This is a genomic window from Ruegeria sp. AF7, from assembly GCF_056541885.1.
Genome location: NZ_JBQFYX010000001.1, coordinates 234,478 through 258,983, shown reverse-complemented (window position 1 = coordinate 258,983; position 24,506 = coordinate 234,478). Strand labels below are relative to the sequence as shown.

The window sequence follows — 24,506 nt, the reverse complement described above, 5'->3', positions numbered from 1 at the left end:
GCGTCAGCCTAATGTGAGCGAAGCGAAAGGGAATACCTACTACTGCGTAGAGAATCGATTTCTTTTGGGGATGCGGTGAAATTTCCGAACGAAAACTCCAACAAAAACGGCCCAAATACCGGAATTTCACAGACCAACGCCAATCTTTTTGCATTTTTGCCGCCGCTTGCGTATCGATTCGTCCATGCAAAGACTTCGACATCTGGTCTCGCTGACCTATGCGCAGAAACTGTCGCTGGTGGCCGCAATCCCGCTGGTTGTGGCCGTGGCCGCAATCGCTGTACTTGTCGCATATGAGGCACGTGCGACCGCCGAGCGCGAGATCGAAGCCCTGGAGCGCAGCCTGATAGAAGCCAAAAAAGAAGAACTGCGCAACTACGTGACGCAGGCGCGCAATGGTTTTGCCTATATCTATGGCCGCGCTGAACCGGATGACGAGGTATCAAAGAACCTTGTCTCGCAGATACTCTCGGCAATGATCTATGGGCAGGACGGGTTCTTTTTTGTTTACGACTATGATGGCAACAATCTGGTCAGCCCCCGTCAGACACAATTTATCAACCGCAACTGGGAAGGTCTGACCGACAGCGATGGCACGCCCATCGTTGACGAGTTCATTCGCCTCGCCCGTCAAGGGGCCGGGTGGCACAGCTTCATGTGGGAAAAACCCTCGACCGGGGATGAGGCGCAGATGATCGCCTATGTCGTCGGGTTGCAGGACTGGCGCTGGGTCGTGGGTACCGGGGTCTTCATTGACGACATTGTCGCCACGGTCGCCAACGCAAGGGCCGAGGTCGAGGCCCGCGTGCAGCGCACCTTCATGTATATCGGCGCCATTGTTGTTGCTGCCGTTCTGATTGTCTTTGCCTCGGGCATGTTGCTGAACATTCGCGAGCGGCGGTTGGCGGATGCCAAGCTGAAGGAACTGACGCAACGTGTCTTCGACGCGCAGGAAGAAGAACGCGGCCGGGTTGCCCGCGAACTGCATGATGGCATCAGCCAGATCCTTGTGGGTGTACGCTATGCGCTGGACAATGCGCGCCGCCGTCTGTTGCGCGGCGATGATGCGGGTGCGCGCGATCCGCTGGACAAAGGCATCGACCATCTTCGCACCGCCATCACCGAGGTGCGCCGCATCAGCCGCGACCTGCGCCCCGGCGTGCTGGACGACCTTGGTCTCGGACCTGCGTTGAAGGCTCTGACCGACGATTTTCGCGAACGAACCGGGATCGAGACCGAATTTTCCACCGTCGTTTTCCGAAACCGGCTGGATCAGGACAGCAAGATCGCGCTTTATCGCATCGCACAAGAGGCGCTGACAAATATCGAACGCCACGCGGATGCCTCTTATGTTACAATTGACCTGCGTGGCCACAAGAAAGGCGCAACCATGCGGATCACCGACAATGGCCGTGGGTTGCGCGCAGAATCCGGGACCCCGACCACAGGCATCGGCCTGCGCAACATGCAGGAACGAATTGAACAACTTGACGGATCGCTGCGTATTCTGTCATCACGCGGACCGCGCGGCGGAACGGTGATCGAGGCCAGTCTGCCGCTGAGCCACCTGTTGCCACCGCAGGAAGACGCAACTCCGAACCGAAAGGCCGGTACATGAGCGCCAAAAACATCCGAGTTCTTATTGTCGACGATCATCCCATGGTGGCCGAGGGCATTCAGTCGATCCTTGAAAGCTACGACGATATCGAAGTGGTTGGAACACTCGGCAGCGGTCAGGCCGCGGTGGATCAGGCGGTTGGCCTCGCCCCGGATGTCATCCTGATGGACCTGAACATGCCTGGCCTCGGCGGACTCAGCGCCACGGAAATCATTCTGGAACGCCTGCCCGATACGCGCATCCTGATCCTGTCGATGCATGACAGCCCCGAATACATTTCGACCGCGCTCAGCCACGGCGCAAAAGGCTATGTTCTCAAAGATGTCCCAACCGAAGAGATCAAGCAGGCCATCGATGCGGTCATGCGGGGTGAGCAGTATCTGTGCACCGGTGCCAGTGGGTCCCTGAAACCCAAAGGCGACAACGCACGCGAGGCGCTGACAGGGCGCGAGCAAACAATTCTGCTGGAACTGGCGCAGGGCAAATCAAACAAAGAGGTTGCGCAAAAGCTGGATATCTCGGTGCGCACGGTTGAAACGCATCGCAAGAACATCAAGCGCAAACTGGGAATTTCCTCGACTGCCGGGCTGACCCGCTACGCGCTGGAACATGGCATGCTGCAAGGCACCGGGGTCGGCTTCTGATCGATGCGCGGTCGCAGCCCAGTGCTGCCTTACCCAACTAGAGGAGGCTTGCCGCAGGCATAGCGATAACAGGCGGGAGCGTTCACGCCCGGGGTCTGATATCCTGACCAAAGAACACAAGTGTTCCGTCTTCATCCAGAATGTGAAACTCACGCTGCAAATAAGGTTGGTCGAACGGAGGCCGAACGCGCCCCTCGGGCAGATCGGCCAACCCAGCCCGCAAATTTTCATAAAAGCCGTCGATATCGTCTACATCAATATAAAACGACTGGTCGTCGCCCAACGCCTTGCCATCCTCTCGCGGTGGGCATTCCAACAACCGAATGGCGACCGGGCCAAGTGACAAAAATGCGTAATTGTCCTGCTTGAAGCTACAGGTAAATCCTAGTCGCTTACAGTAGAAATCAATCTGGTTCTGCAAGGATGAACACAGCACAAATGGGGTAAGTTGCAAAATCTTGGGCATCTGAAGCTCCGAACAGGAAATAGTTTCAGTTTACCCGTGATGATCTGTTAATCCAGCAACTGATCCTTTCGCAAACCCGCACGCTCGTAATGGTGCGGCAACACGCGTCCATAAAGCTGCTGCGTCCGTTCGATCCCGCCGCACATGCCTTCGGCCTCGACAAATGAAAAGATACCCACATACCGCCGCCGCGTGCCCTTGACCGGTGCGACCCTGTGCAGAGAATAGCGGCCTTTGAATATCTGCAAGTCCCCAGGTCGCAATTCCAGCCGATGAACACGCGCCGTGTTTCCATCCAGAACCGAAGCGACCTGATCGAAATTCTCATCCTCGGCTGAGCGCAGATTGGGCGCGTATTCGAATGCACCGCCCTGCTCGCCATTCTGGATCGCCAGTGTCACGGTGTAGTTGTTGGTGTCGAAATGCCAGGGAAAGCCCTGCCCCTCTTCCACGACATTGATGATCACGTCCGCCAACGGGTCGTCGTAACGAAAGAAGCGGTCCTCAGGCTCATCCAGCGCATCCCGAATGAAGGGAAGAAATCCGCTAAACTCGTAAATCCTGCGCAAAGGACCGGACTGCGCAAAATTGTCGGCAGGAACAAACGCGTTCGAACGGTCATAGAACCGTCTGATCGGATGGGCGGCGTCGAACCGTGGGTCGTCTTTGGTGAAATAGGCATTTGTACGATTGAAAGACCGGTGTGCATTGGGCGCCACCTCGTCTGCCTCTTGCACCAAAAGCTCGATCCCCTGTGCATGTGCGAAACCCGGTAGAACCGCACATCCGTCCTGTTCCAACTCGCGCCGCAAATCCTCGATCAATCGCCTGTAAGCTGGCGAATCCGGGCGATCGATCGGATATCGTCCCAGATCTACCAGGTCCTGTAACATGCTCCGCCTCCCTCGTTTGCGACCACAAGGTCAGCGTGACCCAGACAAAACACCGGATCATGCCAGTTTCAGACATCGGCCTGACGCATTCAGACCTTCATACTTGTCCCGCCCTCAGGAAAACGACTGCCCTTTTCCCGGAAATTCCCGGCATGCGGCAATCTGCGCAACAAAATTTCGCAAAATACCGCCATTGAGATAGAAAATTGGTGGATTTGCCTGTTGACGCTCCTCCCCCCCGACCATAATGTCCCCTGCAAGCAAAAAGGAGCCTCTGGCGATGAGAACGCTAGTCGTAATCGTAGGAACCACGCGCATGGGCCGGTAACGGTAAACCATAATCGAACCCATGCGCCTCCGAAAATTCGGGGGCTTTTTTTTGTCAAACGCAAGACACATGTCGCGAACGGAGCAAAGCAGATGACACGTGAGATGACCGGCGCAAAGATGGTGGTTCAGGCCCTCAAGGATCAGGGCGTGGACACGGTATTCGGATACCCCGGTGGCGCCGTCCTACCGATCTATGACGAGATCTTTCTGCAAAACGACATTCGCCACATTCTGGTGCGTCACGAACAGGGTGCAATCCACGCCGCCGAAGGCTATGCGCGGTCGACCGGCAAGCCGGGTGTTGCGCTTGTAACCTCTGGTCCCGGTGCCACAAACGCCGTTACCGGCCTGACCGATGCGTTGCTGGACTCGATCCCGATTGTGGTTCTGACCGGACAGGTCCCGACCTTCATGATCGGATCGGATGCCTTTCAGGAGGCCGACACCGTTGGCATCACCCGCCCCTGCACCAAACATAACTGGCTGGTAAAGGACACGAATTCGCTGGCCGAAACGCTGCACGAGGCTTTCCATGTGGCCAAGTCGGGCCGTCCCGGCCCGGTTCTGATCGACATTCCCAAGGATGTGCAGTTTGCCACGGGTGAATACAACAGTCCGAAACCTTCGACCTCGCACTACCAGCCTGTGCTGAAAGGCGATCTGGAGGAAATCAACGAGCTTGTTGCAGCCATTGAAAAAGCCAAGAAGCCTGTTTTCTATACGGGCGGTGGCGTCATCAACTCTGGCCCCGCAGCCAGCCAGTTGCTGCGCGAACTGGTGGATTCCACCGGCTTCCCGATCACATCTACCCTGATGGGTCTGGGTGCCTATCCCGCGTCGGGCGAAAACTGGTTGGGTATGCTGGGGATGCACGGCCTTTACGAGGCGAACCTTGCGATGCACGGCTGTGACCTGATGATCAACATCGGCGCACGGTTCGACGACCGGATCACAGGGCGCATTGACGCGTTCTCTCCAAAGTCCAAGAAAGCCCATATCGACATTGATCCGTCTTCAATCAACAAGGTCATCCGTGTGGACATCCCGATTGTCGGCGACGTGGCGCATGTACTGGAAGACATTCTGAAGGTGTGGAAATCACGCGGGCGCAAGACCGATGCAGCAGCCGTCAAGAAATGGCAGGCACAGATCTCCGAATGGCGCAAGATTAACTGTCTGTCCTACACCAACAGCGAAAAGTCGATCAAACCGCAATATGCGCTGCAACGTCTTGAAGAGCTGACGAAAAAGCATGACCGCTATATCACCACCGAGGTTGGCCAGCACCAGATGTGGGCGGCACAGTATCTTGGGTTCGAAGATCCCAACCGCTGGATGACATCGGGCGGGTTGGGCACTATGGGCTACGGCTTCCCCGCCTCCATCGGTGTGCAGATGGCACATCCGGACGCGTTGGTGATCAACGTCGCCGGTGAAGCCTCTTGGCTCATGAACATGCAGGAAATGGGCACGGCCGTTCAGTACCGCCTGCCCGTCAAGCAGTTCATCCTGAACAACGAGCGTCTGGGCATGGTCCGGCAGTGGCAGGAACTGCTGCATGGCGAGCGCTATTCGCACAGCTGGTCCGAAGCCCTGCCCGATTTCGTGAAACTCGCCGAGGCGTTTGGCGCCAAAGGTATCCTGTGTTCCGACCCCGCCGATCTGGACGACGCGATCATGGAGATGATCAACTACGACGGCCCAGTGATCTTCGACTGTCTGGTCGAAAAGCACGAGAACTGCTTCCCCATGATCCCGTCGGGCAAGGCACATAACGAGATGCTTTTGGGCGAGGCCGAGACGCAGGGCGTGATTCAGGCAGGTGGCGCTGTGTTGGTTTGACCAGGATCGTGTCCGTGCTTGCCAGAGCGATCAATTGATCGAGTTTTTGGCATCACTGACTTTGCCGATCATAGTCCGAAAGGAACCAAAAATGCGTAACGTTAGCACGTCTGTGCCTTCAAGTGCTTCAAACGCAAAAGATAACTTGTCCATATTTAACGGACGGCGCGGTTGGCAAGTCGGTACGCTTGTTCCTGCATTTGTGCTTGCCGTGTTTTTGTTCTGGCTTGGATCGGCATGGTATGCACTTTCTCTAGAAGGAAAGCCGGCATTAAACTTTGATTTCAAGGTTTTTTGGTCCGCGGGCCGAATTGCCTATCAGGGTGAGCCCTTGGCTGTATTTGACATAGATCGGCTAATTGAAATCCATCAGGCACATAATGAAGGTGAGTGGGGTCCTTGGTTGTATCCACCTGCTTTTCTGCTGGGGATGCAACCGCTGGGAGCTTTGACATTTTCACAAGCCTGGGCGGTGTTCTCTACCGTCTCTATTCTGTCCATGGTTCTGGCAGTTCGCTCGTTTTCCTGCGGTATCTTGCCGGTGTGGTTTGCCTTTGCCTTGCCTCCTGCCCTCCTACCAAGTCTGTATTTGGGGCAGACAACTGCACTTTGGACGGCCGGTTTACTGGCAGCGCTAGCTGCCCTTCGTGATCACCGCTATGTTCTTGCTGGTTTTTTCATTGGGTTGCTAACGCTAAAACCGCAATTGGGATTGCTGATCCCCATTGCTTTGATCGCTTGCGGTGCGTGGAGAACAATTGCGTCAGCCGTTATCACGACCACCTTGATATCGATCGCCGGAACTTGGGTAGTTGGGGTCGACTACTGGGTGGAGTTGCAGAAAATGCTGGGCATTCAAGCTGACTGGATCAGGAACTCCATCAGCTCAAACTCCAATATGCTGAGCCCGTACTCTTTGCTGGCAAGCCTCGGAGTTGGTGAAAAACACGCACTGACCCTGCAATGGATGATAACCGCTCTGTCCGGAGTGGCTGTCTTTCTTGCATGGCGCAGCCCCAAGGTGAATTTCGATCTACGTGTTGCCGTACTCATGCTGGGAATCGTGTTGTCGTCGCCATATCTCTGGCACTACGAAGTAGCCTTACTTGCAATGACGGCCCTGTTCTTACTCAGGGCCGGCATACTGACTCGACAGCCCTGGGGTATTGCTCTGGCGGCAGCAATGTGGATCGGCGTCTCACCTGCGTTCCTGTTTGACGCATTTCGCGAAAGCACTGTGTTTTCCCTTCGTCTGTTGTTTTTCCCCATTCTGGTACTCGCCAGCCTAGTCTGTTTTCGCGCTTTGATTTTCAGTTTGCGAAAGCCTTCCGAACTATCTGCTCATGATGAGGTTATTCCATGACACCGCTACAAATCAAAAAAGGCTCCAATCGCCATTCGGCCTACAACCTACGACCTACCTTCTCGGACATGCAGGAACGCCACACCATTGCCGTGCTGGTCGAGAACGAACCCGGTGTCCTGGCCCGTGTGATCGGTCTGTTCTCGGGGCGTGGATATAACATCGAAAGCCTTACCGTGGCCGAGGTGGATCACACAGGACACCTGAGCCGCATCACCATTGTCACCACCGGCACGCCGCAGGTGATCGAGCAGATCAAGGCGCAGCTGGGCCGGATCGTGACTGTCCATGACGTGCATGACCTGACGGTCGAAGGCCCGTCGGTTGAACGCGAACTGGCCATCATAAAAGTCGTGGGAGAAGGCGACAAACGCGTCGAGGCGCTGCGCCTGGCTGACATCTTCCGCGCCAATGTGGTCGACAGCACCCTGAACTCTTTCATCTTCGAGATCACCGGCGCGCCGGACAAGATCGACGCTTTTGCTGACCTGATGCGCCCGCTGGGCCTGATGGAAATCGCCCGCACCGGCGTGGCGGCCCTACTGCGCGGTGACTGAACAACATACCCGCCTTGCGACTTTTCTTGCACCCAGGGCGGGAACACTATTTGAGGTTAGTGGGCATTTTTAAAACCAACCCACGCGCCCTTCTATGCGCTAAATTTGCCATAGGGCCGGCTTTTCCGGATAAAGATTAGGCATTTTCAGATAAAGCCTATTGCCATTGCGCTTTATGGCATTAGCCTCAACGCGCAACGCGACGTGGGGATACGTTGCTTGGGGTCAATCTGTACGATTTTTCAATGCGCGCCGGGGCTTGGTTCCAGTGATGCGATGGTTTTTCAGGAATCTCAGCAAGACGTGGGCATCCATGACCAACGACATTCGCAGCCCGGCTGAACTTCGCGCGATGTTTGGCGCGAACCTGCGGCAATTGGCACGAAGGTATCGGTCAGTCTCGGCACTGTGCCGCAAGCTTGGCGTAAATCGCACGCAATTCAACAGGTATCTTTCGGGCGAAAGTGTTCCACGGCCAGATGTTCTGGATCGCATCTGTCGGTTTTTCGACGTGGATGCGCGCATTCTTCTGAAGCCGCTGGACGAAATTGAAAAGGTCGAGGATCACGCCGCGAAAACTGCCTTGACCGAGTTTCTGGGGTCAGGTGTGGACATGATCGCCAGAACTGCGTTTTCTCCGGGGTTTTACGCCGTGATCGAAAGCGTCTCGGCCTCGCACCGTATGACCCTTCTGCACGCCCGGCCACAGGCCCAATGCACATTGATACGCGGATATGTGTCGCGCGCGGCGATGCCTGAGGCAACGCCGCAAGCGCGCGAAATACAGGGGATCGTCGCCTGCTCCGGCGATTCCGTCTATATGCTGACCTCTCAGCGGGAGGGTCAAAACAGTCGCGTTTATATGATTTCACCCGATCCGACGGGAACAGCGGTTCAGTGGCGGGGTACGGTTGTCAGCCCGGCCACCCCTGAAGCACCGGAGCCCGTGGTTCTGAAATATCTCGGGCATGATGCAGCTGCAATTTTCGCCGCTGCGCGGCTGTCTACGAACAATCCGGCTCAGCAACTCTGACCGGTTATCTCAGGACGATGCTTCCCCGCCTTCGACTTGGGTGATTTGTCTATACAGGTGCCAACTGGCGTGGCCCAACAGTGGCAGGACCACCAGAAGGCCCAGAAACCAGGGCACCATGGCCAGGAACGTCAGAACAGCGATGATTACCCCCCAGACAAGCATCACCGGAAAATTCCCGGACACATAGGTAAAACTTGCAATCATTGCCGTGACAAAATCCAGTTCGCGATCCAGCAGCAGTGGGATCGACAATACGGTGATCATATAGAGAACGGTTGCGAATACCGCCCCAACCACCGTGCCCACAGCCAGCATTGTCAGGCCATTCGCCGTCAGAAAGACCTCAAGCGAGGATGACACGTTAGTCATCGTGGCCAGCCCAAGGAACAGGGCAAAGATCATGTGCCCCAGGAAAAACCAGAACAGAAACACCACGACGATGATGGCGCAAATCGACGGCAATTGCCGGCGGCTTTGTTGCAGCACGACACCAAAGATTGCACCAAGATCCAGCGGTTCGCCCTGTTCCAGCCGGTGCGACACCTCGTAAAGGCCAACAGCGGCAAACGGGCCGATCAGTGGAAAGCCGATAGCTGCCAGAACCAGCCAGAAGGTTGTACCAGTCTGGATGGTGACCCATGCCATCGCCCATCCCGCAAGCACGTAGAACCCGGCAAAGATCAACCCGAACTGCGGCGCGCGCCGAAAGTCGGCCCAGGCGCGCTTCAACGCTGTGCGCAGCATGGCTGTATCTACCGGACGCATGTCCGGAACGCCAAATGGCTTTTCCATTTAGTCTCCTCCCTGATCGGCGTTATGACATCGCCGGCCTCTTGTTAGGCCAGTCGGTTTCGGTGTGATACGCCGCCCCGACCGACAGTAATTTCTGATCCGATCCTTTTGGTCCAAACAGTTGAAAGCCCATGGGCAGGCCCTGCACACCAAACCCGGCGGGCGCGGCCAGACAAGGCAAGCCAATCAGGCTGACCGGTACCGTGACATGCATCCAGCGATGATATGTATCCATCGCGCGGTCCGCGATCCGGGTGGGGTATGGCGTTTCGATCCCAAACGGCCAAACCTGTGCGGATGGCAGGACCAGGGCATCAAACTGCTCGAACAGTTCCGCCGCGCGCCGGAACCATTCTGACCGAATTACGCTGGCGTGATGCACGTCCATGGCACTCATCGTCAGACCCCGGTCCAGCTCCCACTGGGCTGTGTCTTTCAGATGGTCCCGTCGTTCAGCCAAAGGTTCCAGCCCTGCGGCGACAGTCCAGGACCGCAGGGTGATCCAACTGGTCCATAACCGTTCGGCATCGAAAGGCGGGGCGACATGTTCAACACGCGCGCCCCGCGCTTCGAACACCTTCAACGCATCCCGGCACAGCTCAAGGATTCCGGCTTCAACTGGAAAGGCCCCGCCCCAATCGCCCAGCCAGCCAATGCGCAGCCCGTTCAGATCTGCTGCGACCACTGGGGAAACCGGTGTATATTCTCCGACCAATGGCAGGCGCGGATCGGGCCCCGAGATCACGTCGAGCAGGATACCCAAATCTTCGGGACTGCGCGCCATCGGCCCCAGCGTGGACAGTTGATGCAGGAAACTGTCACCCACAGGATCAGACGGCACCCTGCCCCAGCTTGGGCGAAAGCCGTAGACGTTGTTCCAGGCCGCCGGGTTGCGCAGGCTGCCCATCATGTCAGACCCGTCGGCCAATGCCACCATACCCGTTGCCAAAGCCACTGCCGCACCACCGGATGAGCCACCGCAGGTGAAACTGGCATCATACGGGTTGCGCGTCGCACCATAGACCGGGTTGAACGTGTGCGAACCCAGCCCGAACTCCGGCGTATTGGTCTTGCCGATCAGGATGGCGCCCGCGGCCCGCATCCTGGCGGCAATCAGATCATCCCTGTCAGGGACGACATCCCTGAAAACAGGCGATCCGTGCGACGAGACAATACCTGCCACATTGACCAAATCCTTGACGGCAATTGGCAGTCCGTGCAGCGGGCCAGTGACAGGACCGCTGTCGCGGGCCTGCGCTTCGGCCTTCAGCTCGCCCTTGTCCCGCAGCGCCACGATGGCGTTCACGTCACCGTTGACTTTGGCAATGCGATCCAGCGTGGCCCGCATGACTTCTGTGGCCGAAACCTGCCGGGTAGCCAGTTGGTTCAGAAGCTCTGTGGCAGATATCCGGGTCAGGTCCATAACACGCCAGTCTGTTGTTGGTCTTCAACAGCCTAGCGAGCGGTTCACCTCATTTAAACCCACTGTTTAGATGTGTCTTTTCTTGTCTCACAAACAACAGCATCACAACGCTCTGCGGTGCAATGGCAGGTTGCTGTCCCGGCCCAACCAATACCATAGACAAAGGGCAATGGCGCCACCACTCAACACCAGCCAGACCCCACCCCACAGCATCGCGGTGCCGCCGAATTCCTCGGCCAACAGGAACGCGTCCGAGCGTGCGCCGGATCGTCGGATGGTGTCATCAAAGATATCAAACGGCACGTAGATCATGCTGGTCAGCCCGACAACGCGCAGCACCAGATCACTGACCTCGTGGCTCATGAACCACGCTGTCGCAATCATTGCCGCCCCGACGCCTGCGCAAAACAGCAAGGCGAAAGCATCGCGTATGTACAGCAGTGCGATCAGACACATGATTGCGCCGAAAACAGCCAAAACAGCCCGGTCAGCATTTGTCCTCAAGGCAATGATCAAAAGCGCAATACCAAACACAAGCGAGCCGAGATAGCCGGCGGACAGGCTGAGAAACCTGCTGCCGCCCCGGCCGATCACCATTCCGCCTTGCTGGGGTGAGATCGTGAAACTCTCGACCGAGCCGCCAGTCAATAGGATTGTCACGGCATGAGACAGCTCATGCAGAAAGACAACCAGAATTTTTAGCGGAACAACAAACGGCGTGTTCCAGAGCGCAAAGACCAGACCGGTGATCAGGATTAGCTGCCAGTGCCCTTTGCGCAGGTCCGGAAAGGAACGCTGGCGTGTCACCTTAGCTGTCGCCCTGCGCCTCGGATCGGCTTTTGCCTGCCACGTTCAGGGCCAAGGTTGCCGCCATGAATACGTCCAGGTCCCCGTCCAGAACCCCTTTGGTATCCGAGGTTTCGTGATTGGTTCGCAGGTCCTTGACCATCTGATAGGGCTGCAAGACGTAAGACCGGATCTGGTTGCCCCAGCCCGCATCGCCCTTAGCCTCGTGCGCCGCGTTGATATCCGCGTTGCGGCGATCCAGTTCCTGCTGGTACAGGCGCGATTTCAGGGCTTTCATGGCAATATCACGGTTCTGGTGCTGCGACTTTTCCGAACTGGTCACAACAATCCCGGTCGGGATGTGCGTGATCCGAACGGCCGAGTCGGTGGTGTTCACGTGCTGGCCACCAGCCCCCGAAGACCGGTAGGTGTCGATGCGGATATCGGCCGGGTTCACCTCGATCTCGATATTGTCGTCGACCACCGGATAGACCCAGACCGAGCTGAAAGACGTATGGCGTTTTGCCGCCGAGTCATAGGGCGAGATCCGCACCAACCGGTGTACGCCGCTTTCCGATTTTAGCCAGCCATAGGCGTTGTGGCCGGAAATCTTGTAGGCTGCGGATTTGATCCCCGCTTCTTCGCCCGGTGTCTCGGATTGCAGCTCGACCGTGTAACCCTTTTTCTCGGCCCAGCGCACATACATGCGCGCCAGCATCGACGCCCAGTCGCAGCTTTCGGTTCCCCCCGCGCCCGAGTTGATTTCGAGGAACGTATCATTGCTGTCGGCCTCACCGTCCAGCAGCGCCTCAAGCTCTTTTTTGGCGGCTCTGGCTTTCAGCGTCTTGATCGCGGCTTCGGCATCCTGAACGACTTCTTGGTCTTCCTCCATCTCGCCCAACTCGATCAGTTCGATATTGTCGTTGAGGTCGGTCTTGATGGATTCATACGTCTCGATTGCATCGACCAGCATCTGCCGCTCGCGCATCAGTTTCTGCGCGTTTTCAGGGTTATCCCAAAGGTTGGGGTCTTCGACGCGCGCGTTGAATTCCTCAAGGCGATGCGGTGCGGTTTCATAGTCCATACGCTGCGCCAGCAGCTCCAGCGACTTTTTTATATCCGCCACGATGTTCTGGGTTTCGGCGCGCATGGTCTTGTCCCAACTTGCTCAATCAGGCCTGCGTGATAGCAAGAGGTGCGAGACACCACAAGACAGGCTGGACCTGAATGCAAAACACAGTCGAAGAGTTTCTGGGCAGATGGGATTTGCACTTTCCTGAACTGGTTGCGGACACCGGCCATGCAAGAGTGTGGAAAGTACAGTCCAATTGCGGCCCAGCTGCCTTGAAGCTTTATCGCAGGCAAGATCGCGGGAACGAAAAACCGGGCACAAACTTGTTGGTCGGGTGGCGCGACAGGGGCGCTGTTCGGATTTTGGAAGAGGCACGGAGCGCCGTACTGATGGAGTGGTTGGATGGACCATCTCTGGGAGATATCGCCCGCGCGGGCAGGCCCGAAGAAGCCGTCAAGACACTTGCGGAAACAGCAGCGTGTTTGCACGCAGGGGACCCGGTCAGCGCCACTGGAATGAAACCCTTGCAACAGGTGTTCGCCCCCTTGGCTGAATGCACCTTTGCGGCCGAGTGCCCTGCCCAACTGCGTAACGCGGTGAAGTCAGCGATTGCACTAAGTGAAGACTTGTTAGACAGCCAACCTTCACCCGTACCTCTTCACGGGGACTTTCATCCAGACAATGTCATTATGACACTATCAGGACCCCGGATCATCGATGCAAAAGGTTATCTAGGCGATCCCGCTTTTGAACTGGCCAACGCGTTGCGACACCCTAAGGGAATGCCGGATCTTGTGCGCCAACCCCTGCAAATCGAAACCTGTCTGTCGGAGTATTCCAAAGCAATGAGTGTTCCACGAATACGGCTGGCTCAATGGGCTGCCGCGAAATGCGCATTGTCCATCTACTGGCGATCTGACGGCCCGATCTGCGGTGACGCAGAAGCTGATCTACTAAACCTGTTTCTGAAAGCGGCCGGTCAGTAAAGCCCGCCGGTGCTCAGGTCCCCTTGGGAAGCTTTCGGACCAACGGTCACGGTCTGGCCCGTCGACGTCTGAACCTGTACACCAGCGCGCTGGACTTCTTCAAACAATGGCAGGTCCGATCCGATGGCAAAACCACCATCATAGACACGGTCGATAAAACCATCGACGCCGTCGCGGAAGAATTCGGCCACGACATAGTCACCGGTGGCATCATCGGGCAGACGGGCCCCGCTGAAGCGGTCGATCTTGATGAAATGACCGCCTTCCGGCACTTCAAACGGACCGCCGCCGTATTTTTCGACCGCTTTTTCCATGAAGCTCTGGAACACAGGGCCACACAGCGTGCCACCATAGGCCCCACGTCCCATCGGACGCGGTCGGTCATAACCGATATAGCAACCGGCCACGATGTTCGACGTAAAGCCGATGAACCACGCATCCTTGGAGTCGTTGGTGGTTCCGGTTTTGCCCGCTGTTGGCACGGGCAGATTCACAACGCTGGATGCCGTCCCGCGATCGACCACACCCTTCATCATCGATGTCAGCTGATAGGCGGTGATCGCATCCATGACCTGCGCGCGATCCGTGACAAGGGTGGGCGATTCATCTGGTTCCAGCCAGGTCGAGTTACAGTCCAGACACTGACGGTCATCGTGGCGATAGATGGTTTTTCCGAACCGGTCTTGAATGCGGTCGACCAGAGTGGGTTCCACACGCTGGCCGCCATTGGCGAACATCGCATAGGCCGCGACCATCTTGTAAAGCGTGGTTTCCTCGGCCCCCAGCGAGTTGGCCAAAAACGCGCCCATCCTGTCATAGACACCGAACCGTTCCGCGTAGCCCGCAACGACAGGCATTGTAACTTCCTGCGCCAGACGGATGGTCATCAGGTTCCGCGACTGTTCGATCCCTGTGCGCAAAGGTGTGGGGCCGTAGAATTTGTTGGAAGAGTTCTTGGGGCGCCACAGCCCCTGCGGCGTGTTCACTTCGATCGGCGCATCGACGACGATTGTCGCGGGGCTGTATCCGCTGTCCAGCGCAGCAGCATAGACAAATGGCTTGAACGACGATCCCGGCTGACGCTGTGCCTGTGTGGCCCGGTTGAACACGGTATCCTGATACGAGAACCCGCCCTGCATCGCCAGAACACGACCCGAGTTCACATCCATCGCGACAAAGCCGCCTTGTACCTCGGGCACCTGGCGCGCCGACCACTGCCCATCTTCACCCGCAACGACAAAAATGACGTCACCGCGCTTGAAGTTGGCCGCAAAATCACCCTGCATCCACTTGATGTCCGCGCGCGGGATAGTCCCATCGGCAGGACCTTCTTCGACACCAACGGTCAGTTGCTGGTCGGTCACGCCCAGAACCACGGCGGGATACCAACGGGTTGGCAGAATAACGTCGCGCGGAATTTCCATGGCCGCCAGCGCCTCGCGCCATTGCGCCTCATCCGCCAGTTTTTCTTCCGGGATCACGTCACCTGTTCCGCGCCATTTGCCACGGGAGCGGTCGTATTTCTCAAGCGCCTCGCGCAGGGCCCGTGCGGCCTCAACCTGCATTTCCTCATCCACCGATGCACGCACGGTGAAGCCGCCGGTAAAGAACTCGCCCTCACCAAAATCTTCGCTCAGCTGGCGACGGATTTCATCGGTGAAATAGTCGCGGGGCGGCAGGGCCGTACGGAAGCTTTCAAAATCTCCGTTCTGGACCGAGCGCAGAGGCAACTCGACCTCGGCCTCATAAGTCGCCTGATCGATGTAACCGTTCTGCTGCATCTCGCGTAACACGTAATTGCGGCGGGCCAGAAGGCGCTCTTTTTGCCAAACGGGGTGGTAATCTGACGGCGCTTTGGGCATGGCAGCCAGCATGGCGGCCTCATGCGGGGCCAGTTCCTGGAGGGTCTTGTTGAAATAGGTCTGCGCGGCGGCAGTCACACCGTACGAGTTCTGGCCCAGAAAGATCTCGTTCATATAAAGTTCGAGGATCTGTTCCTTGTCCAATGTATCCTCAAGCCGGGTCGCAAGAATGATTTCCTTGATCTTACGCTCGGCCCGGCGGTCACCGGACAGCAGAAAGTTCTTCATGACCTGCTGCGTAATAGTCGACGCACCGCGAACGGTTTCGCCCTTGGTCCGCACCGCCTCGACCCCGGCGGCAATGATGCCGCGCGGGTCATAGCCCTGATGGTTGTAGAAATTCTTGTCTTCCGCCGAAATAAACGCCTGCTTCACCAGATCCGGGATTTCCTCGGACGGGGTAAACAGGCGGCGTTCCTGCGCGAATTCATCGATCAGCTTGCCTTCACCCGAATAGATCCGGCTGATCGTGGGTGGCTTGTACTGTGCCAGCGACTCGTGGCTGGGCAGATCGCGCCCATACATCCAGAACACCGCACCGATCACCAGCGCGGCCATGAAAATACCCAATGTCACGAGGCTGAAAATCGCCCCGAAAATCGAAAGAATGAACCGGATCACGTTACTGCCTTTTTCTCGCGGTGCCGCCTATATAGTGATGCGCCGCCCAAGGGTCAAAACACCGAGCGTATTCTAGCCGTTTTGCGCCGCAAGGTCACTGGCCAATAAGGGATTTGCGGATCACATCTTGATGGCGCCAATCCTCAAGCCCTCGTTGAATTCCAAGCGCCATTCTTGCCCGCCAATCAGGATCTTTGAGGTTCTTGAGGTCTCTGGGGCTGGACAGAAATCCAAGCTCGACCAGAACCGACGGGATGTCCGCCGCCTTGAGTACTGAAAAAGATGCGGTACGCAGGGGTTTGCCGTTCATCGGCCCGCCTTGTTGTGCCAGACCGTTTGCGATGGCTTTGGCCAGCGCGCTTGTGCGTGGCATCGTTTCCTGACGGGCCATGTCCAGCAGGACATCCGTGACCTGATCATCTGCCCCGTTCAGATCGATACCGGAAATCAAATCCCCGCGGTCGTGCCGTTCTGCCAGCTTCGCACTGGCCACATCCGAGGCATCGTTGGACAGGGTATATACCACCGCGCCATGTGCCCGCCCTTCGGACAGGGAATCAGCGTGCAGCGAAATGAACAGGTCCGCACCGGCCCGGTGCGCCAGCGCAATTCGGCGCTCCAACGAGACGAACTGATCGTCGACCCGTGTCAAAACCACCTCGTACCCGCCTGATCTTAGTAGGATTTCGCGCAGCTCACGCGCGAAAGTCAGCATAAGGGTTTTTTCATCAATCGCGTCAGTCTCGGCCCCCGGATCAATGCCTCCGTGGCCCGGATCCAGCATGACACGCAAGGGTCGGTCGGCACTGCGCACCGCGGCTTGCGGCACATCCGCCGGTTCCGGCAGGTCCCAGCCCGGGTTTCGCGGCGCACCTGCCGAGGCGTTGAAAGCATCGAAATCCGTCCCCTTGAGGTCGAGCGACAGCAATGCAGCCCCCGAATCCTCTGCCACCGACATTTCTGCTTTCGTCACTGCCATCGGCGCACCCAGTTCCAGCACCAGACGTGACCAACCCGGAACATATGCGCCAAACTGCACACCGCTGATGCGATCGGATTGCAGGAAGTCTTCGCGGGTCAGCCCGGCCCAATCCACTTCGTTGAAGTCCAGAACCATACGGTAGGGATCCTGCAAGGTGAAAATCCTGTAGGGAACGCCCTGACTGAGGGCGATGTCCACCCGAACACCGGTACGCCCGACATCCGTAATACGGCTCTGCTCAGGCTGGACACGCGCCAACGCGCTGAAATCCTGCGCAATGGCACCACCAGCCAACGCCCAGAACAGCGCAATGCTAAAGAAGATCCTGCTCATGGCCTCAAGTTTTCCCGAGATCGTTTGTCGGTCACCCTATACCACAAGGGGCGGTTTGTGAACGGCTCAGGCCCGTTCCGTGACAGCACCGCGCCGGATCATAAACAGGCGCAAACGCTCAAGCCCTTCCTGAATGTCATCCGTCGCGCGCGCATAGGAAAAACGCAATGTGGTATGGCCGCGCTGCGGGTCAAAATCCAGCCCGGGTGTCACAGCCACACCGGCCTGTTCCAGAATCTCGGCCGCAAATGCGCGGCTGTCATCAGTCAGATCAGACACATCGGCATAGACATAAAACGCCCCGTCGGGCGGCGCGATGTTCGAAATCCCGGCCTTGGGCAGCCCGTCCAGCATCAGCGCGCGATTGCGGCGGTACACGTCCAGATTGGCTTGCAATTCGTTGTCGCAATCCATCGCAGCCAGCGCCGCGACCTGACTGGCGTGGGGGGCGCAGATGAACATGTTCTGAGCGATCCGTTCGACCACGCGCACCTGATCCTCGGGCACCACCATCCAGCCTACGCGCCATCCGGTCATCGAAAAGTATTTCGAGAATGAGTTGATCACATAACATTCATCTGTCAGTTCCAGCGCCGTCACGGCCTTGGCTTCGTATTCCAGCCCGTGGTAAATCTCGTCACTGATGAACGACGCGCCCTGCCCATGAGCCGCCTCGATCAAGGCACCCATGGCGGCGCGATCCAACATCGTACCGGTCGGGTTTGCGGGTGAAGCCACCATCAGCCCTTTCAGGTCCATCCCCTGAATATCCGCTGCGACAGGCTGCAACCTTTTTTCCGGCGCGGTCGGCAGGTCGACCGGGACCAGACCCAGCGCCTTCAGGATCTGGCGATAGGACGGATAGCCGGGCGCCCCGATACCGACACGGTCGCCACTGTCGAACAAAGCGGTAAAGGTCAGCAGGAATCCGCCGGACGAGCCAGGAGTGATCACCACCCGCTCGGGGTTCAGGTCGACATTGTACCAATCGCCGTAAAGCCGGGCGATCCGCTGCCTCAGGGCGGGCAGACCCAGGGCAACCGTATAGCCCAGCGGGCCTTGCACCATCGCCGCGGCCAAAGCTTCGGTCGCACCCTTTGGCGCGCCGGTTCCGGGCTGGCCGACTTCCATGTGGATCACGTGGCGACCTGCCTCTTCGGCCTTGCGTGCCGCCTCCATCACATCCATCACGATGAAGGGATCGACCCCGGACCGGGTTGAGTTTCTCATGCCCATCTCCCATGTTGCAGTCATGGCTTTTGAGCGCGTATCCCGGTTGGCGTCAATCCCGGCCTTGATGGTTGCCGTTGTCGTCTGGCTGGCGGCAGCGGTGCAATCGCACGCGCAAAGCCTGATCCGCGACCCTGATATCGAACATGGCCTGCGTGAACTGGCCTTTCCGGTGTTGCGGGCTGCGGGGCTGAACACGAACCGGGTTCAGATTCTGGTCGTAAACGACAACACGTTCAATGCATTCGTCATCGACTACAACGCGATTTATGTGAACTACGGGCTGATTCTGACCGTCGAAAGCCCCGAGATGTTGCAGGCTGTCATCGCCCACGAGGCCGCACATATCTCGAATGGTCATCTGGCACGACGGGCTGAGAACCTGAAAGCGGCGCAGCGCAACGCCAGCCTCGGCACGGCTTTGGCCCTGCTGGCAGCTGCGGCGGGTGGGGGCGAGGCCGCCATCGGGATCGCTGCTGGCACCCAAGGCGCAGCAATTCGCGGTTTTCTGGGTCACACCCGCGCGGAAGAGGCATCCGCCGACCGCAGTGCCGCAAGTTACCTGCGATGGGCCGAAATCTCACCCAGCGGGATGGTGGAACTGCACCGGAAGTTCGCCGGTCAGGAACTGCTGAGTGTCGCCAATCAGGACCCCTATATGCGCTCACACCCAACAAGCCGTGATCGTCTGCGCGCCGCCGAGGCGTTCCTGGACGAGTTTGGTGACCGCGCCGTTCCAAACCCCAATTCGGATTATTGGTTTGCGCGGGTTAAAGGTAAGCTGTCGGCCTTTCTGCGGTCGCCCAGCTGGACCTTGCGGCGTGCCGGTGAAGAACCCTATCGCGACATCCGCCTGATGCGAGAGGCTTCGGCCTATCATCAGAATCGCGATCTGTCCCGCGCCCGTGCCGCGATAGACGCGGCACTTGCCGAACGTCCTGATGACCCGTTCTATTACGAACTAAAGGGGCAAATACTGTTAGAAAACAGAAAGGTAAGCGATGCTGTTAATGCTTACGCAAGCGCTGTTGAAATGGCCCCGAACAATGCGTTGATCCTTGCGGGCTATGGGCGCGCCCTGCTGGCGCAAGGGGAAACAAAACAGGCATTGAATGCATTGGAACAGGCGCGTGCGCGCGACTTTCGTAATGCACGCCTGATGCAGGACCTGGGTGTGGCTTACGCGCAGGTCGGAAATAACGGTATGGCTTCGACCGTGACGGCAGAGCGTTACGCGCTGCAAGGTCGGATGGAGGATGCCGGAATTCACGCGAAACGGGCCGTGGCGCAATTGCCCGAAGGCTCTCCGGGTTGGCAAAGGGCACAAGACGTGCTGATTGCCTCAGAACGACTCAAGAAAGACAAAAGGAAACGGAAATGATCCTCAGACATGCTGCACCTGCCCTTCTGGGGCTTTCCATGGCGGCGACCTCGGCACATGCGCTGGACCTGAACGCGATGAATGATGCCGAAAAGGCAGAGTTTGGCGCTCAGGTACGCGAATACCTGCTGGAAAACCCCGAAGTCATTATCGAGGCAATCAATATCCTCGAACAGCGAAATGCAGTGGCCGAAGCGGCCGCAGACAAGGAACTGGTCGCCGCCAATGCGGAAGAACTGTTCGACGATGGCTATAGCTGGGTTGGCGGCAACCCGGATGGCGATATCACACTGGTCGAATTTATGGACTACCGCTGCGGCTATTGCCGCCGTGCGGTGCCCGAAGTGGCAAACCTGCTGGCCAGCGATGGCAATATCCGGTTTGTGATCAAAGAACTGCCAATTCTGGGCGACGCATCTGTTTTGTCCTCGCGCTTTGCGGTGGCAACCAAGCAAGTGGCAGGCAATGACGCCTATAAACAGGTTCACGATGCGCTGATGGAATTCGGCGGTGAACCCTCAGAAGTAACTCTTCGCCGCATCTCTGACGGGCTGGGTCTGGACAGTGACGCGATCATCGCCGCGATGGACAGCGACAGCGTCACGGATGAGATCAGCCGCACCCGTGCCTTGGCGCAACGGATGCAGATTTCGGGCACGCCCTCATTCGTGTTGGGAACCGAGTTGCTGCGCGGCTATCTGCCCGCCGATCAGATGCAGCAGATCGCAGATGGCGTTCGCGCAGAACAGGGTTGATAGGTATTGGGGGCGGTACAGCTGCCCCCAGACAAAAAGGCGGACTGATCACTGACCTCAGCCGTCTACCGGTTCCACGGCCCTTTGATAGAGATGCCACGTGGTATGGCCAAGGATCGGCAAGGTAAAGATCAAGCCCATAAACGCCGGAACCATCGACAATAACATTGTGACCGAGATGATCGCTGCCCAGCCGAGCATGACCACAGGGCTTTCCGAGACGACGCGTAAAGACGTCAACATGGCTGAAACGAAATTTGTTTCCCGGTCCAGAAGCATAGGCATGGCGACGACGGTGACCGAAAACAGGACAGCCGACAGGAACGCCCCGACACAGGTGCCAATTGCAAGGAATGTCCAACCCTGCGGAGTGAACAAGATGATGTTCAAGAATCCGTCAAAATCCGAAAAGGATGAATTCTGCAGGATGATCGCAAGCCAAAGCCGGACCTGATAAACCCAAACCCAGAAAATGAACAGCGTGACAAAGGCCATCCAGCCCATTTCGCGCTTGCGTTGATCGGCCATGACAGTGAGGATTTCATACCAGCCAAAACTCTCGCCCTTCTGTAACCGCCGGGACATCTCATAAAGTCCCGCAGCGGCGAAAGGCGCAACCAGAGGAAATCCGACAATCGCTGGAATGATCATCCAGATCTTGCCAAGCCAGACCAAGCTCCAGACCATTAGGATTCCGAAAGCCGCATAGAAAAGCCCGAAGAAACCGCTCATGAAGGGGCGCGCCAGAAAATCGGAAAACCCAGCTTTCAGCGACGCCTTTATGTCATCCGAAGTAACCCGATTGACCTTGGGCATGGCCTGCTGGTGTGGCGTCAGGTTCTCAGGTGGCGTAGGGCCTGCGGTCTTGGATGTCATGACACACTCCTCCCAAAGCATGGGTCCGCGCTGGTCTGCTTACCGACGGAACCAGCGGCGAAACAGGCATCGTTCAGTCACGAAACAAGTTAGCAACAGCTCAGGCACCGGGGCAAGGGATGAGTAAGGTCGCTATGCCCGCCTTACCGACACAGCCGACCCCACACTACTCTGCCGCTTCCGCAGTCGCGTCCAGTTCAGCCGCTTTCTTTTCGACTTGTTCCACGATGTGGTCGATCATCTGATCGTTGGACATCTTGTGGCTGGCCTTGCCTGCCAGATAGACCATCCCGGACCCGGCCCCGCCACCGGTAAACCCGACATCGGTCATCAGCGCCTCGCCCGGCCCGTTGACCACGCAGCCGATGATCGACAGGCTCATCGGTGTCTTGATGTGTTCCAGACGGCGTTCCAGCGCCTCGACGGTCTTGATGACGTCAAACCCCTGCCGTGCGCAGGACGGGCATGAGATGATGTTGACGCCCCGGTGGCGCAGACCAAGGGATTTGAGGATTTCAAAGCCAACCTTCACCTCTTCCACCGGATCGGCAGACAGGCTGACGCGGATCGTGTCGCCGATCCCCATCCACAGCAGGTTGCCCAACCCGATGGCAGATTTGATGGTGCCGGACACCAGTCCGCCCGCCTCGGTGATACCCAGATGGATGGGCGCATCAGTGGCTTCGGCTATGCCCTGATACGCGGCGGCGGACAGGAAAACGTCGCTGGCCTTCACACTGATTTTGAACTCATGAAAATCATTGTCCTGAAGGATGCGGATATGTTCCAACCCGCTTTCGACCATCGCTTCGGGGCACGGCTCGCCATATTTCTCAAGCAGGTGCTTTTCCAGACTGCCCGCATTCACGCCGATCCGGATCGAGCAATTGTGGTCGCGCGCGGCCTTAATGACTTCTTTCACCCGGCGTTCATCGCCGATGTTGCCGGGATTGATGCGCAGACAGGCAGCGCCTGCCTCGGCCGCCTCGATACCACGGCGATAGTGAAAATGGATGTCCGCAACGATGGGCACCGGGCTTTCGCGCACGATCTCTTTCAATGCCTTAGCCGACGCCTCATCGGGGACTGAAACGCGCACGATATCCGCGCCAGCCTCGGCTGCGGCCTGAACCTGCGCCACTGTTGCCGCCACATCGGTGGTCAGGGTGTTGGTCATGGTCTGAACGGCGATCGGGGCATCGCCCCCGACAGGGACGTTGCCGACCATGATTTGACGGGATTTACGACGATAAATGTCGCGCCAAGGGCGCACGTGATTAAGGGACATAAGGACGGATCCGCGTCTGCCTGAGTTGCGACAGTAGATAGTCCGGCAAAGGGGTTACCGCAATGGCAAGATCACTCGGCGGGCGCTTCTGTCGCCGCGGTTTGCAGTTCAGCCACCAGCTGCTTGAGCGCGCTGTTCTGATCCGCCTCAAGATCGGCAACGGCATAAACTTCCGAAACTGCGTCTTTCGAAAGGATCACCCCTTTGGCAACCGTGCCGGGTGCCCCTGCCGGGCCATAGTGCTCGCCGTTCATCGAGAAATAAACCGATCCCGACGCCCCTGCCCGCAACAGCGGCGGTTCTTCTGTCAGCGGAACCTCAAAGACACTGCCTTGCTCGACCGTCCCAAGCGTCCCTTCGAAAATGACACTGCCATCTGCCGCCGTTACCCGCATCCAAGAAGGATCGACAGCAACGATTTTCAGCGTGGTATCAACCTGTTCCACGACCTGAGGCAAAGCTGGTCGTTCAACCGTGTGCACTTCGGCAACTTCGAACTGCGGCAGGCTTGGCGGGCGGAAGGTTCCGACATCGCGCGGATCAAGGGTCGAAATCGGCGCATCGCGGGCAACCAGAACCGGAACATCCAAGGCCTGCGGACGATAGAGACGGTCCAGTGCCTCGGTATTCGCCGCAGCAACCACATCATCGACAACGCCGCCGCGCACGGCATCCAGCGGATCAAGGTCGGACAGCACCACAGGCGCTTGTTCGACCGGGCTGACCTGCACCTGCTGGATCTTGTTCAGAACGGCCCACCCGCCATAGCCGATGCCGCCAATTACCGCCAACAGCACCAGCGACGAGCCGATGGCGCGCGGTTCAATCTGACTGACCAGAGATTCCTTGCCCGGAATGTACGGCGTATTGGGCGAGATGAAGGGATCGCGCCCCATTGGCCCACGCGCCGGAAGCGCGCCGGTCGGCTTTCGCACCACCGAAGCCTCGGCCGACATGCCATGCGCGACCGAAAAACCGCTTTCCGCGCAGAAAGTCGAGAATGTTTCATCCGGGTTCATACCCAGATAACGCGCATAAGAACGCACATACCCGGCGATAAAGCCGGGCGTGTCAAAGGCGTCGGGATCCGCGTTTTCGATGGCAGCAATGTAGTTGGCTTTGATCCTCAACTCGCGCTGAACATCCAACAGAGATTTGCCCATGGTTGCGCGTTCGCCGCGCATCTTGTCACCAAGGCGTACCTCGTAGTCGTCAAACCCTTTCGGTCTGACATCTACATCCTCATCAGATTCGCGCTGTGATCTGCGCCCAATCATTCCTGCTGCCCCATTCTGCCTGTCGCGCGTTTCGCGTTAGCGGCGAATCATCCCCAAAACGATTCGTCCGCCGATTTTGTTAGCGTAAGCTTA

22 protein-coding genes are annotated in these 24,506 nt (G+C 57.8%); 9 read left to right on the top strand and 13 right to left on the bottom strand.

Translation table 11 applies throughout. The features are described 5' to 3' along the window. Positions 1-184 precede the first annotated feature (184 nt). Positions 185-1,618 carry a cache domain-containing protein gene (locus ACR0AP_RS01300; RefSeq protein ID WP_209503642.1) on the top strand — a complete coding sequence of 478 codons (1,434 nt, stop codon included), beginning with the start codon at positions 185-187 and terminating at the stop codon, positions 1,616-1,618. Further along, complete coding sequence (locus ACR0AP_RS01295) at positions 1,615-2,262, top strand: response regulator transcription factor (protein ID WP_267363844.1); 648 nt, start codon at positions 1,615-1,617, stop codon at positions 2,260-2,262. The genes ACR0AP_RS01300 and ACR0AP_RS01295 overlap by 4 nt, the downstream gene beginning before the upstream one ends. Positions 2,263-2,344: 82 nt before the next feature. Here the strand turns inward: ACR0AP_RS01295 and ACR0AP_RS01290 are convergent, their stop codons facing one another. The 3 genes from ACR0AP_RS01290 to ACR0AP_RS01280 all read right to left on the bottom strand — a co-directional run bounded on the left by ACR0AP_RS01290 (position 2,345) and on the right by ACR0AP_RS01280 (position 3,972). Next, a complete protein-coding gene (locus ACR0AP_RS01290; protein ID WP_209596686.1) occupies positions 2,345-2,728 on the bottom strand; it encodes a bleomycin resistance protein in 384 nt (127 codons plus the stop codon). Between the two features lie 47 nt (positions 2,729-2,775). Then, on the bottom strand, positions 2,776-3,621 hold the full coding sequence (locus ACR0AP_RS01285) for a HalD/BesD family halogenase (protein ID WP_480504810.1): 846 nt from the start codon (positions 3,619-3,621) through the stop codon (positions 2,776-2,778). A 114-nt stretch (positions 3,622-3,735) separates the two neighbouring features. Further along, complete coding sequence (locus ACR0AP_RS01280) at positions 3,736-3,972, bottom strand: hypothetical protein (RefSeq protein ID WP_480504809.1); 237 nt, start codon at positions 3,970-3,972, stop codon at positions 3,736-3,738. A 69-nt stretch (positions 3,973-4,041) separates the two neighbouring features. Here ACR0AP_RS01280 and ACR0AP_RS01275 point away from each other — a divergent pair, with 69 nt between their 5' ends. The 4 genes from ACR0AP_RS01275 to ACR0AP_RS01260 all read left to right on the top strand — a co-directional run bounded on the left by ACR0AP_RS01275 (position 4,042) and on the right by ACR0AP_RS01260 (position 8,746). Beyond that, a complete protein-coding gene (locus tag ACR0AP_RS01275; protein ID WP_480504807.1) occupies positions 4,042-5,793 on the top strand; it encodes an acetolactate synthase 3 large subunit in 1,752 nt (583 codons plus the stop codon). A 91-nt stretch (positions 5,794-5,884) separates the two neighbouring features. Beyond that, on the top strand, positions 5,885-7,156 hold the full coding sequence (locus ACR0AP_RS01270) for a glycosyltransferase family 87 protein (RefSeq protein ID WP_480504806.1): 1,272 nt from the start codon (positions 5,885-5,887) through the stop codon (positions 7,154-7,156). Beyond that, entirely contained in the window at positions 7,153-7,713 is a 561-nt protein-coding gene (gene ilvN / locus ACR0AP_RS01265) for an acetolactate synthase small subunit (RefSeq protein WP_480504804.1), read from the top strand. Before ACR0AP_RS01270 ends, ilvN begins: the two co-directional genes overlap by 4 nt. 313 nt (positions 7,714-8,026) lie before the next feature. Continuing rightward, positions 8,027-8,746, top strand: a complete 720-nt coding sequence (locus ACR0AP_RS01260) for a helix-turn-helix domain-containing protein (protein ID WP_480504803.1) — start codon at positions 8,027-8,029, stop codon at positions 8,744-8,746. 9 nt (positions 8,747-8,755) lie between these two features. Here ACR0AP_RS01260 and ACR0AP_RS01255 read toward each other — a convergent pair whose 3' ends face one another. The 4 genes from ACR0AP_RS01255 to prfB form a co-directional block, all read right to left on the bottom strand. Next, positions 8,756-9,541: a DUF2189 domain-containing protein gene (locus ACR0AP_RS01255; protein ID WP_480504801.1), complete on the bottom strand. Its 786-nt coding sequence runs from the start codon at positions 9,539-9,541 to the stop codon at positions 8,756-8,758. 22 nt (positions 9,542-9,563) lie between these two features. Beyond that, a complete protein-coding gene (locus tag ACR0AP_RS01250; protein ID WP_480504799.1) occupies positions 9,564-10,964 on the bottom strand; it encodes an amidase in 1,401 nt (466 codons plus the stop codon). 102 nt (positions 10,965-11,066) lie between these two features. Then, positions 11,067-11,771: a M50 family metallopeptidase gene (locus ACR0AP_RS01245; RefSeq protein WP_480504797.1), complete on the bottom strand. Its 705-nt coding sequence runs from the start codon at positions 11,769-11,771 to the stop codon at positions 11,067-11,069. Between the two features lies 1 nt (position 11,772). Beyond that, the gene (gene prfB / locus ACR0AP_RS01240; protein WP_480504795.1) at positions 11,773-12,900 is read right to left on the bottom strand and encodes a peptide chain release factor 2; all 1,128 of its coding nucleotides are present in this window, start codon (positions 12,898-12,900) and stop codon (positions 11,773-11,775) included. 77 nt (positions 12,901-12,977) lie between these two features. Between prfB and ACR0AP_RS01235 the strand changes: the two genes are divergently transcribed. Continuing rightward, entirely contained in the window at positions 12,978-13,808 is an 831-nt protein-coding gene (locus ACR0AP_RS01235) for an aminoglycoside phosphotransferase family protein (RefSeq protein ID WP_480504794.1), read from the top strand. Here the strand turns inward: ACR0AP_RS01235 and ACR0AP_RS01230 are convergent. The 3 genes from ACR0AP_RS01230 to ACR0AP_RS01220 all read right to left on the bottom strand — a co-directional run bounded on the left by ACR0AP_RS01230 (position 13,802) and on the right by ACR0AP_RS01220 (position 18,836). Continuing rightward, the gene (locus tag ACR0AP_RS01230; protein ID WP_480504792.1) at positions 13,802-16,291 is read right to left on the bottom strand and encodes a penicillin-binding protein 1A; all 2,490 of its coding nucleotides are present in this window, start codon (positions 16,289-16,291) and stop codon (positions 13,802-13,804) included. The two genes, ACR0AP_RS01235 and ACR0AP_RS01230, sit on opposite strands and share 7 nt — an antisense overlap. A 94-nt stretch (positions 16,292-16,385) precedes the next feature. Continuing rightward, a complete protein-coding gene (locus tag ACR0AP_RS01225; RefSeq protein ID WP_480504791.1) occupies positions 16,386-17,606 on the bottom strand; it encodes an N-acetylmuramoyl-L-alanine amidase in 1,221 nt (406 codons plus the stop codon). 66 nt (positions 17,607-17,672) lie between these two features. After that, the gene (locus ACR0AP_RS01220) at positions 17,673-18,836 is read right to left on the bottom strand and encodes a pyridoxal phosphate-dependent aminotransferase (RefSeq protein WP_480504789.1); all 1,164 of its coding nucleotides are present in this window, start codon (positions 18,834-18,836) and stop codon (positions 17,673-17,675) included. Here ACR0AP_RS01220 and ACR0AP_RS01215 point away from each other — a divergent pair. Together ACR0AP_RS01215 and ACR0AP_RS01210 are read left to right on the top strand one after the other, a co-directional pair. Next, positions 18,835-20,217: a M48 family metalloprotease gene (locus ACR0AP_RS01215; protein ID WP_480504787.1), complete on the top strand. Its 1,383-nt coding sequence runs from the start codon at positions 18,835-18,837 to the stop codon at positions 20,215-20,217. The two genes, ACR0AP_RS01220 and ACR0AP_RS01215, sit on opposite strands and share 2 nt — an antisense overlap. Continuing rightward, entirely contained in the window at positions 20,214-20,972 is a 759-nt protein-coding gene (locus ACR0AP_RS01210; RefSeq protein WP_480504785.1) for a DsbA family protein, read from the top strand. Before ACR0AP_RS01215 ends, ACR0AP_RS01210 begins: the two co-directional genes overlap by 4 nt. A gap of 57 nt (positions 20,973-21,029) precedes the next feature. Here ACR0AP_RS01210 and ACR0AP_RS01205 read toward each other — a convergent pair whose 3' ends face one another. The 3 genes from ACR0AP_RS01205 to ACR0AP_RS01195 form a co-directional block, all read right to left on the bottom strand. Then, positions 21,030-21,848, bottom strand: a complete 819-nt coding sequence (locus ACR0AP_RS01205) for a DUF2189 domain-containing protein (protein ID WP_480504784.1) — start codon at positions 21,846-21,848, stop codon at positions 21,030-21,032. Positions 21,849-22,014: 166 nt separating this feature from the next. Further along, positions 22,015-23,136, bottom strand: a complete 1,122-nt coding sequence (gene ispG / locus ACR0AP_RS01200; RefSeq protein WP_480504782.1) for a flavodoxin-dependent (E)-4-hydroxy-3-methylbut-2-enyl-diphosphate synthase — start codon at positions 23,134-23,136, stop codon at positions 22,015-22,017. A 71-nt stretch (positions 23,137-23,207) separates the two neighbouring features. Then, on the bottom strand, positions 23,208-24,413 hold the full coding sequence (locus ACR0AP_RS01195) for a helix-turn-helix domain-containing protein (RefSeq protein ID WP_267364006.1): 1,206 nt from the start codon (positions 24,411-24,413) through the stop codon (positions 23,208-23,210). Between the last annotated feature and the right edge of the window lie 93 nt (positions 24,414-24,506).

Bases quoted from the DNA above. Each gene is read 5' to 3' on its own strand.
- ACR0AP_RS01220 (WP_480504789.1), bottom strand. From the start codon at position 18,836: ATGAGAAACTCAACCCGGTCCGGGGTCGATCCCTTCATCGTGATGGAT.
- ACR0AP_RS01215 (WP_480504787.1), top strand. From the start codon at position 18,835: ATGCCCATCTCCCATGTTGCAGTCATGGCTTTTGAGCGCGTATCCCGG.
- ACR0AP_RS01260 (WP_480504803.1), top strand. From the start codon at position 8,027: ATGACCAACGACATTCGCAGCCCGGCTGAACTTCGCGCGATGTTTGGC.
- ACR0AP_RS01275 (WP_480504807.1), top strand. From the start codon at position 4,042: ATGACACGTGAGATGACCGGCGCAAAGATGGTGGTTCAGGCCCTCAAG.
- ACR0AP_RS01270 (WP_480504806.1), top strand. From the start codon at position 5,885: ATGCGTAACGTTAGCACGTCTGTGCCTTCAAGTGCTTCAAACGCAAAA.
- ACR0AP_RS01225 (WP_480504791.1), bottom strand. From the start codon at position 17,606: ATGAGCAGGATCTTCTTTAGCATTGCGCTGTTCTGGGCGTTGGCTGGT.
- ACR0AP_RS01195 (WP_267364006.1), bottom strand. From the start codon at position 24,413: ATGATTGGGCGCAGATCACAGCGCGAATCTGATGAGGATGTAGATGTC.
- prfB (WP_480504795.1), bottom strand. From the start codon at position 12,900: ATGCGCGCCGAAACCCAGAACATCGTGGCGGATATAAAAAAGTCGCTG.
- ACR0AP_RS01235 (WP_480504794.1), top strand. From the start codon at position 12,978: ATGCAAAACACAGTCGAAGAGTTTCTGGGCAGATGGGATTTGCACTTT.
- ACR0AP_RS01205 (WP_480504784.1), bottom strand. From the start codon at position 21,848: ATGACATCCAAGACCGCAGGCCCTACGCCACCTGAGAACCTGACGCCA.
- ACR0AP_RS01300 (WP_209503642.1), top strand. From the start codon at position 185: ATGCAAAGACTTCGACATCTGGTCTCGCTGACCTATGCGCAGAAACTG.
- ACR0AP_RS01295 (WP_267363844.1), top strand. From the start codon at position 1,615: ATGAGCGCCAAAAACATCCGAGTTCTTATTGTCGACGATCATCCCATG.
- ACR0AP_RS01285 (WP_480504810.1), bottom strand. From the start codon at position 3,621: ATGTTACAGGACCTGGTAGATCTGGGACGATATCCGATCGATCGCCCG.
- ACR0AP_RS01210 (WP_480504785.1), top strand. From the start codon at position 20,214: ATGATCCTCAGACATGCTGCACCTGCCCTTCTGGGGCTTTCCATGGCG.
- ispG (WP_480504782.1), bottom strand. From the start codon at position 23,136: ATGTCCCTTAATCACGTGCGCCCTTGGCGCGACATTTATCGTCGTAAA.
- ACR0AP_RS01255 (WP_480504801.1), bottom strand. From the start codon at position 9,541: ATGGAAAAGCCATTTGGCGTTCCGGACATGCGTCCGGTAGATACAGCC.
- ACR0AP_RS01290 (WP_209596686.1), bottom strand. From the start codon at position 2,728: ATGCCCAAGATTTTGCAACTTACCCCATTTGTGCTGTGTTCATCCTTG.
- ACR0AP_RS01280 (WP_480504809.1), bottom strand. From the start codon at position 3,972: ATGGGTTCGATTATGGTTTACCGTTACCGGCCCATGCGCGTGGTTCCT.
- ilvN (WP_480504804.1), top strand. From the start codon at position 7,153: ATGACACCGCTACAAATCAAAAAAGGCTCCAATCGCCATTCGGCCTAC.
- ACR0AP_RS01250 (WP_480504799.1), bottom strand. From the start codon at position 10,964: ATGGACCTGACCCGGATATCTGCCACAGAGCTTCTGAACCAACTGGCT.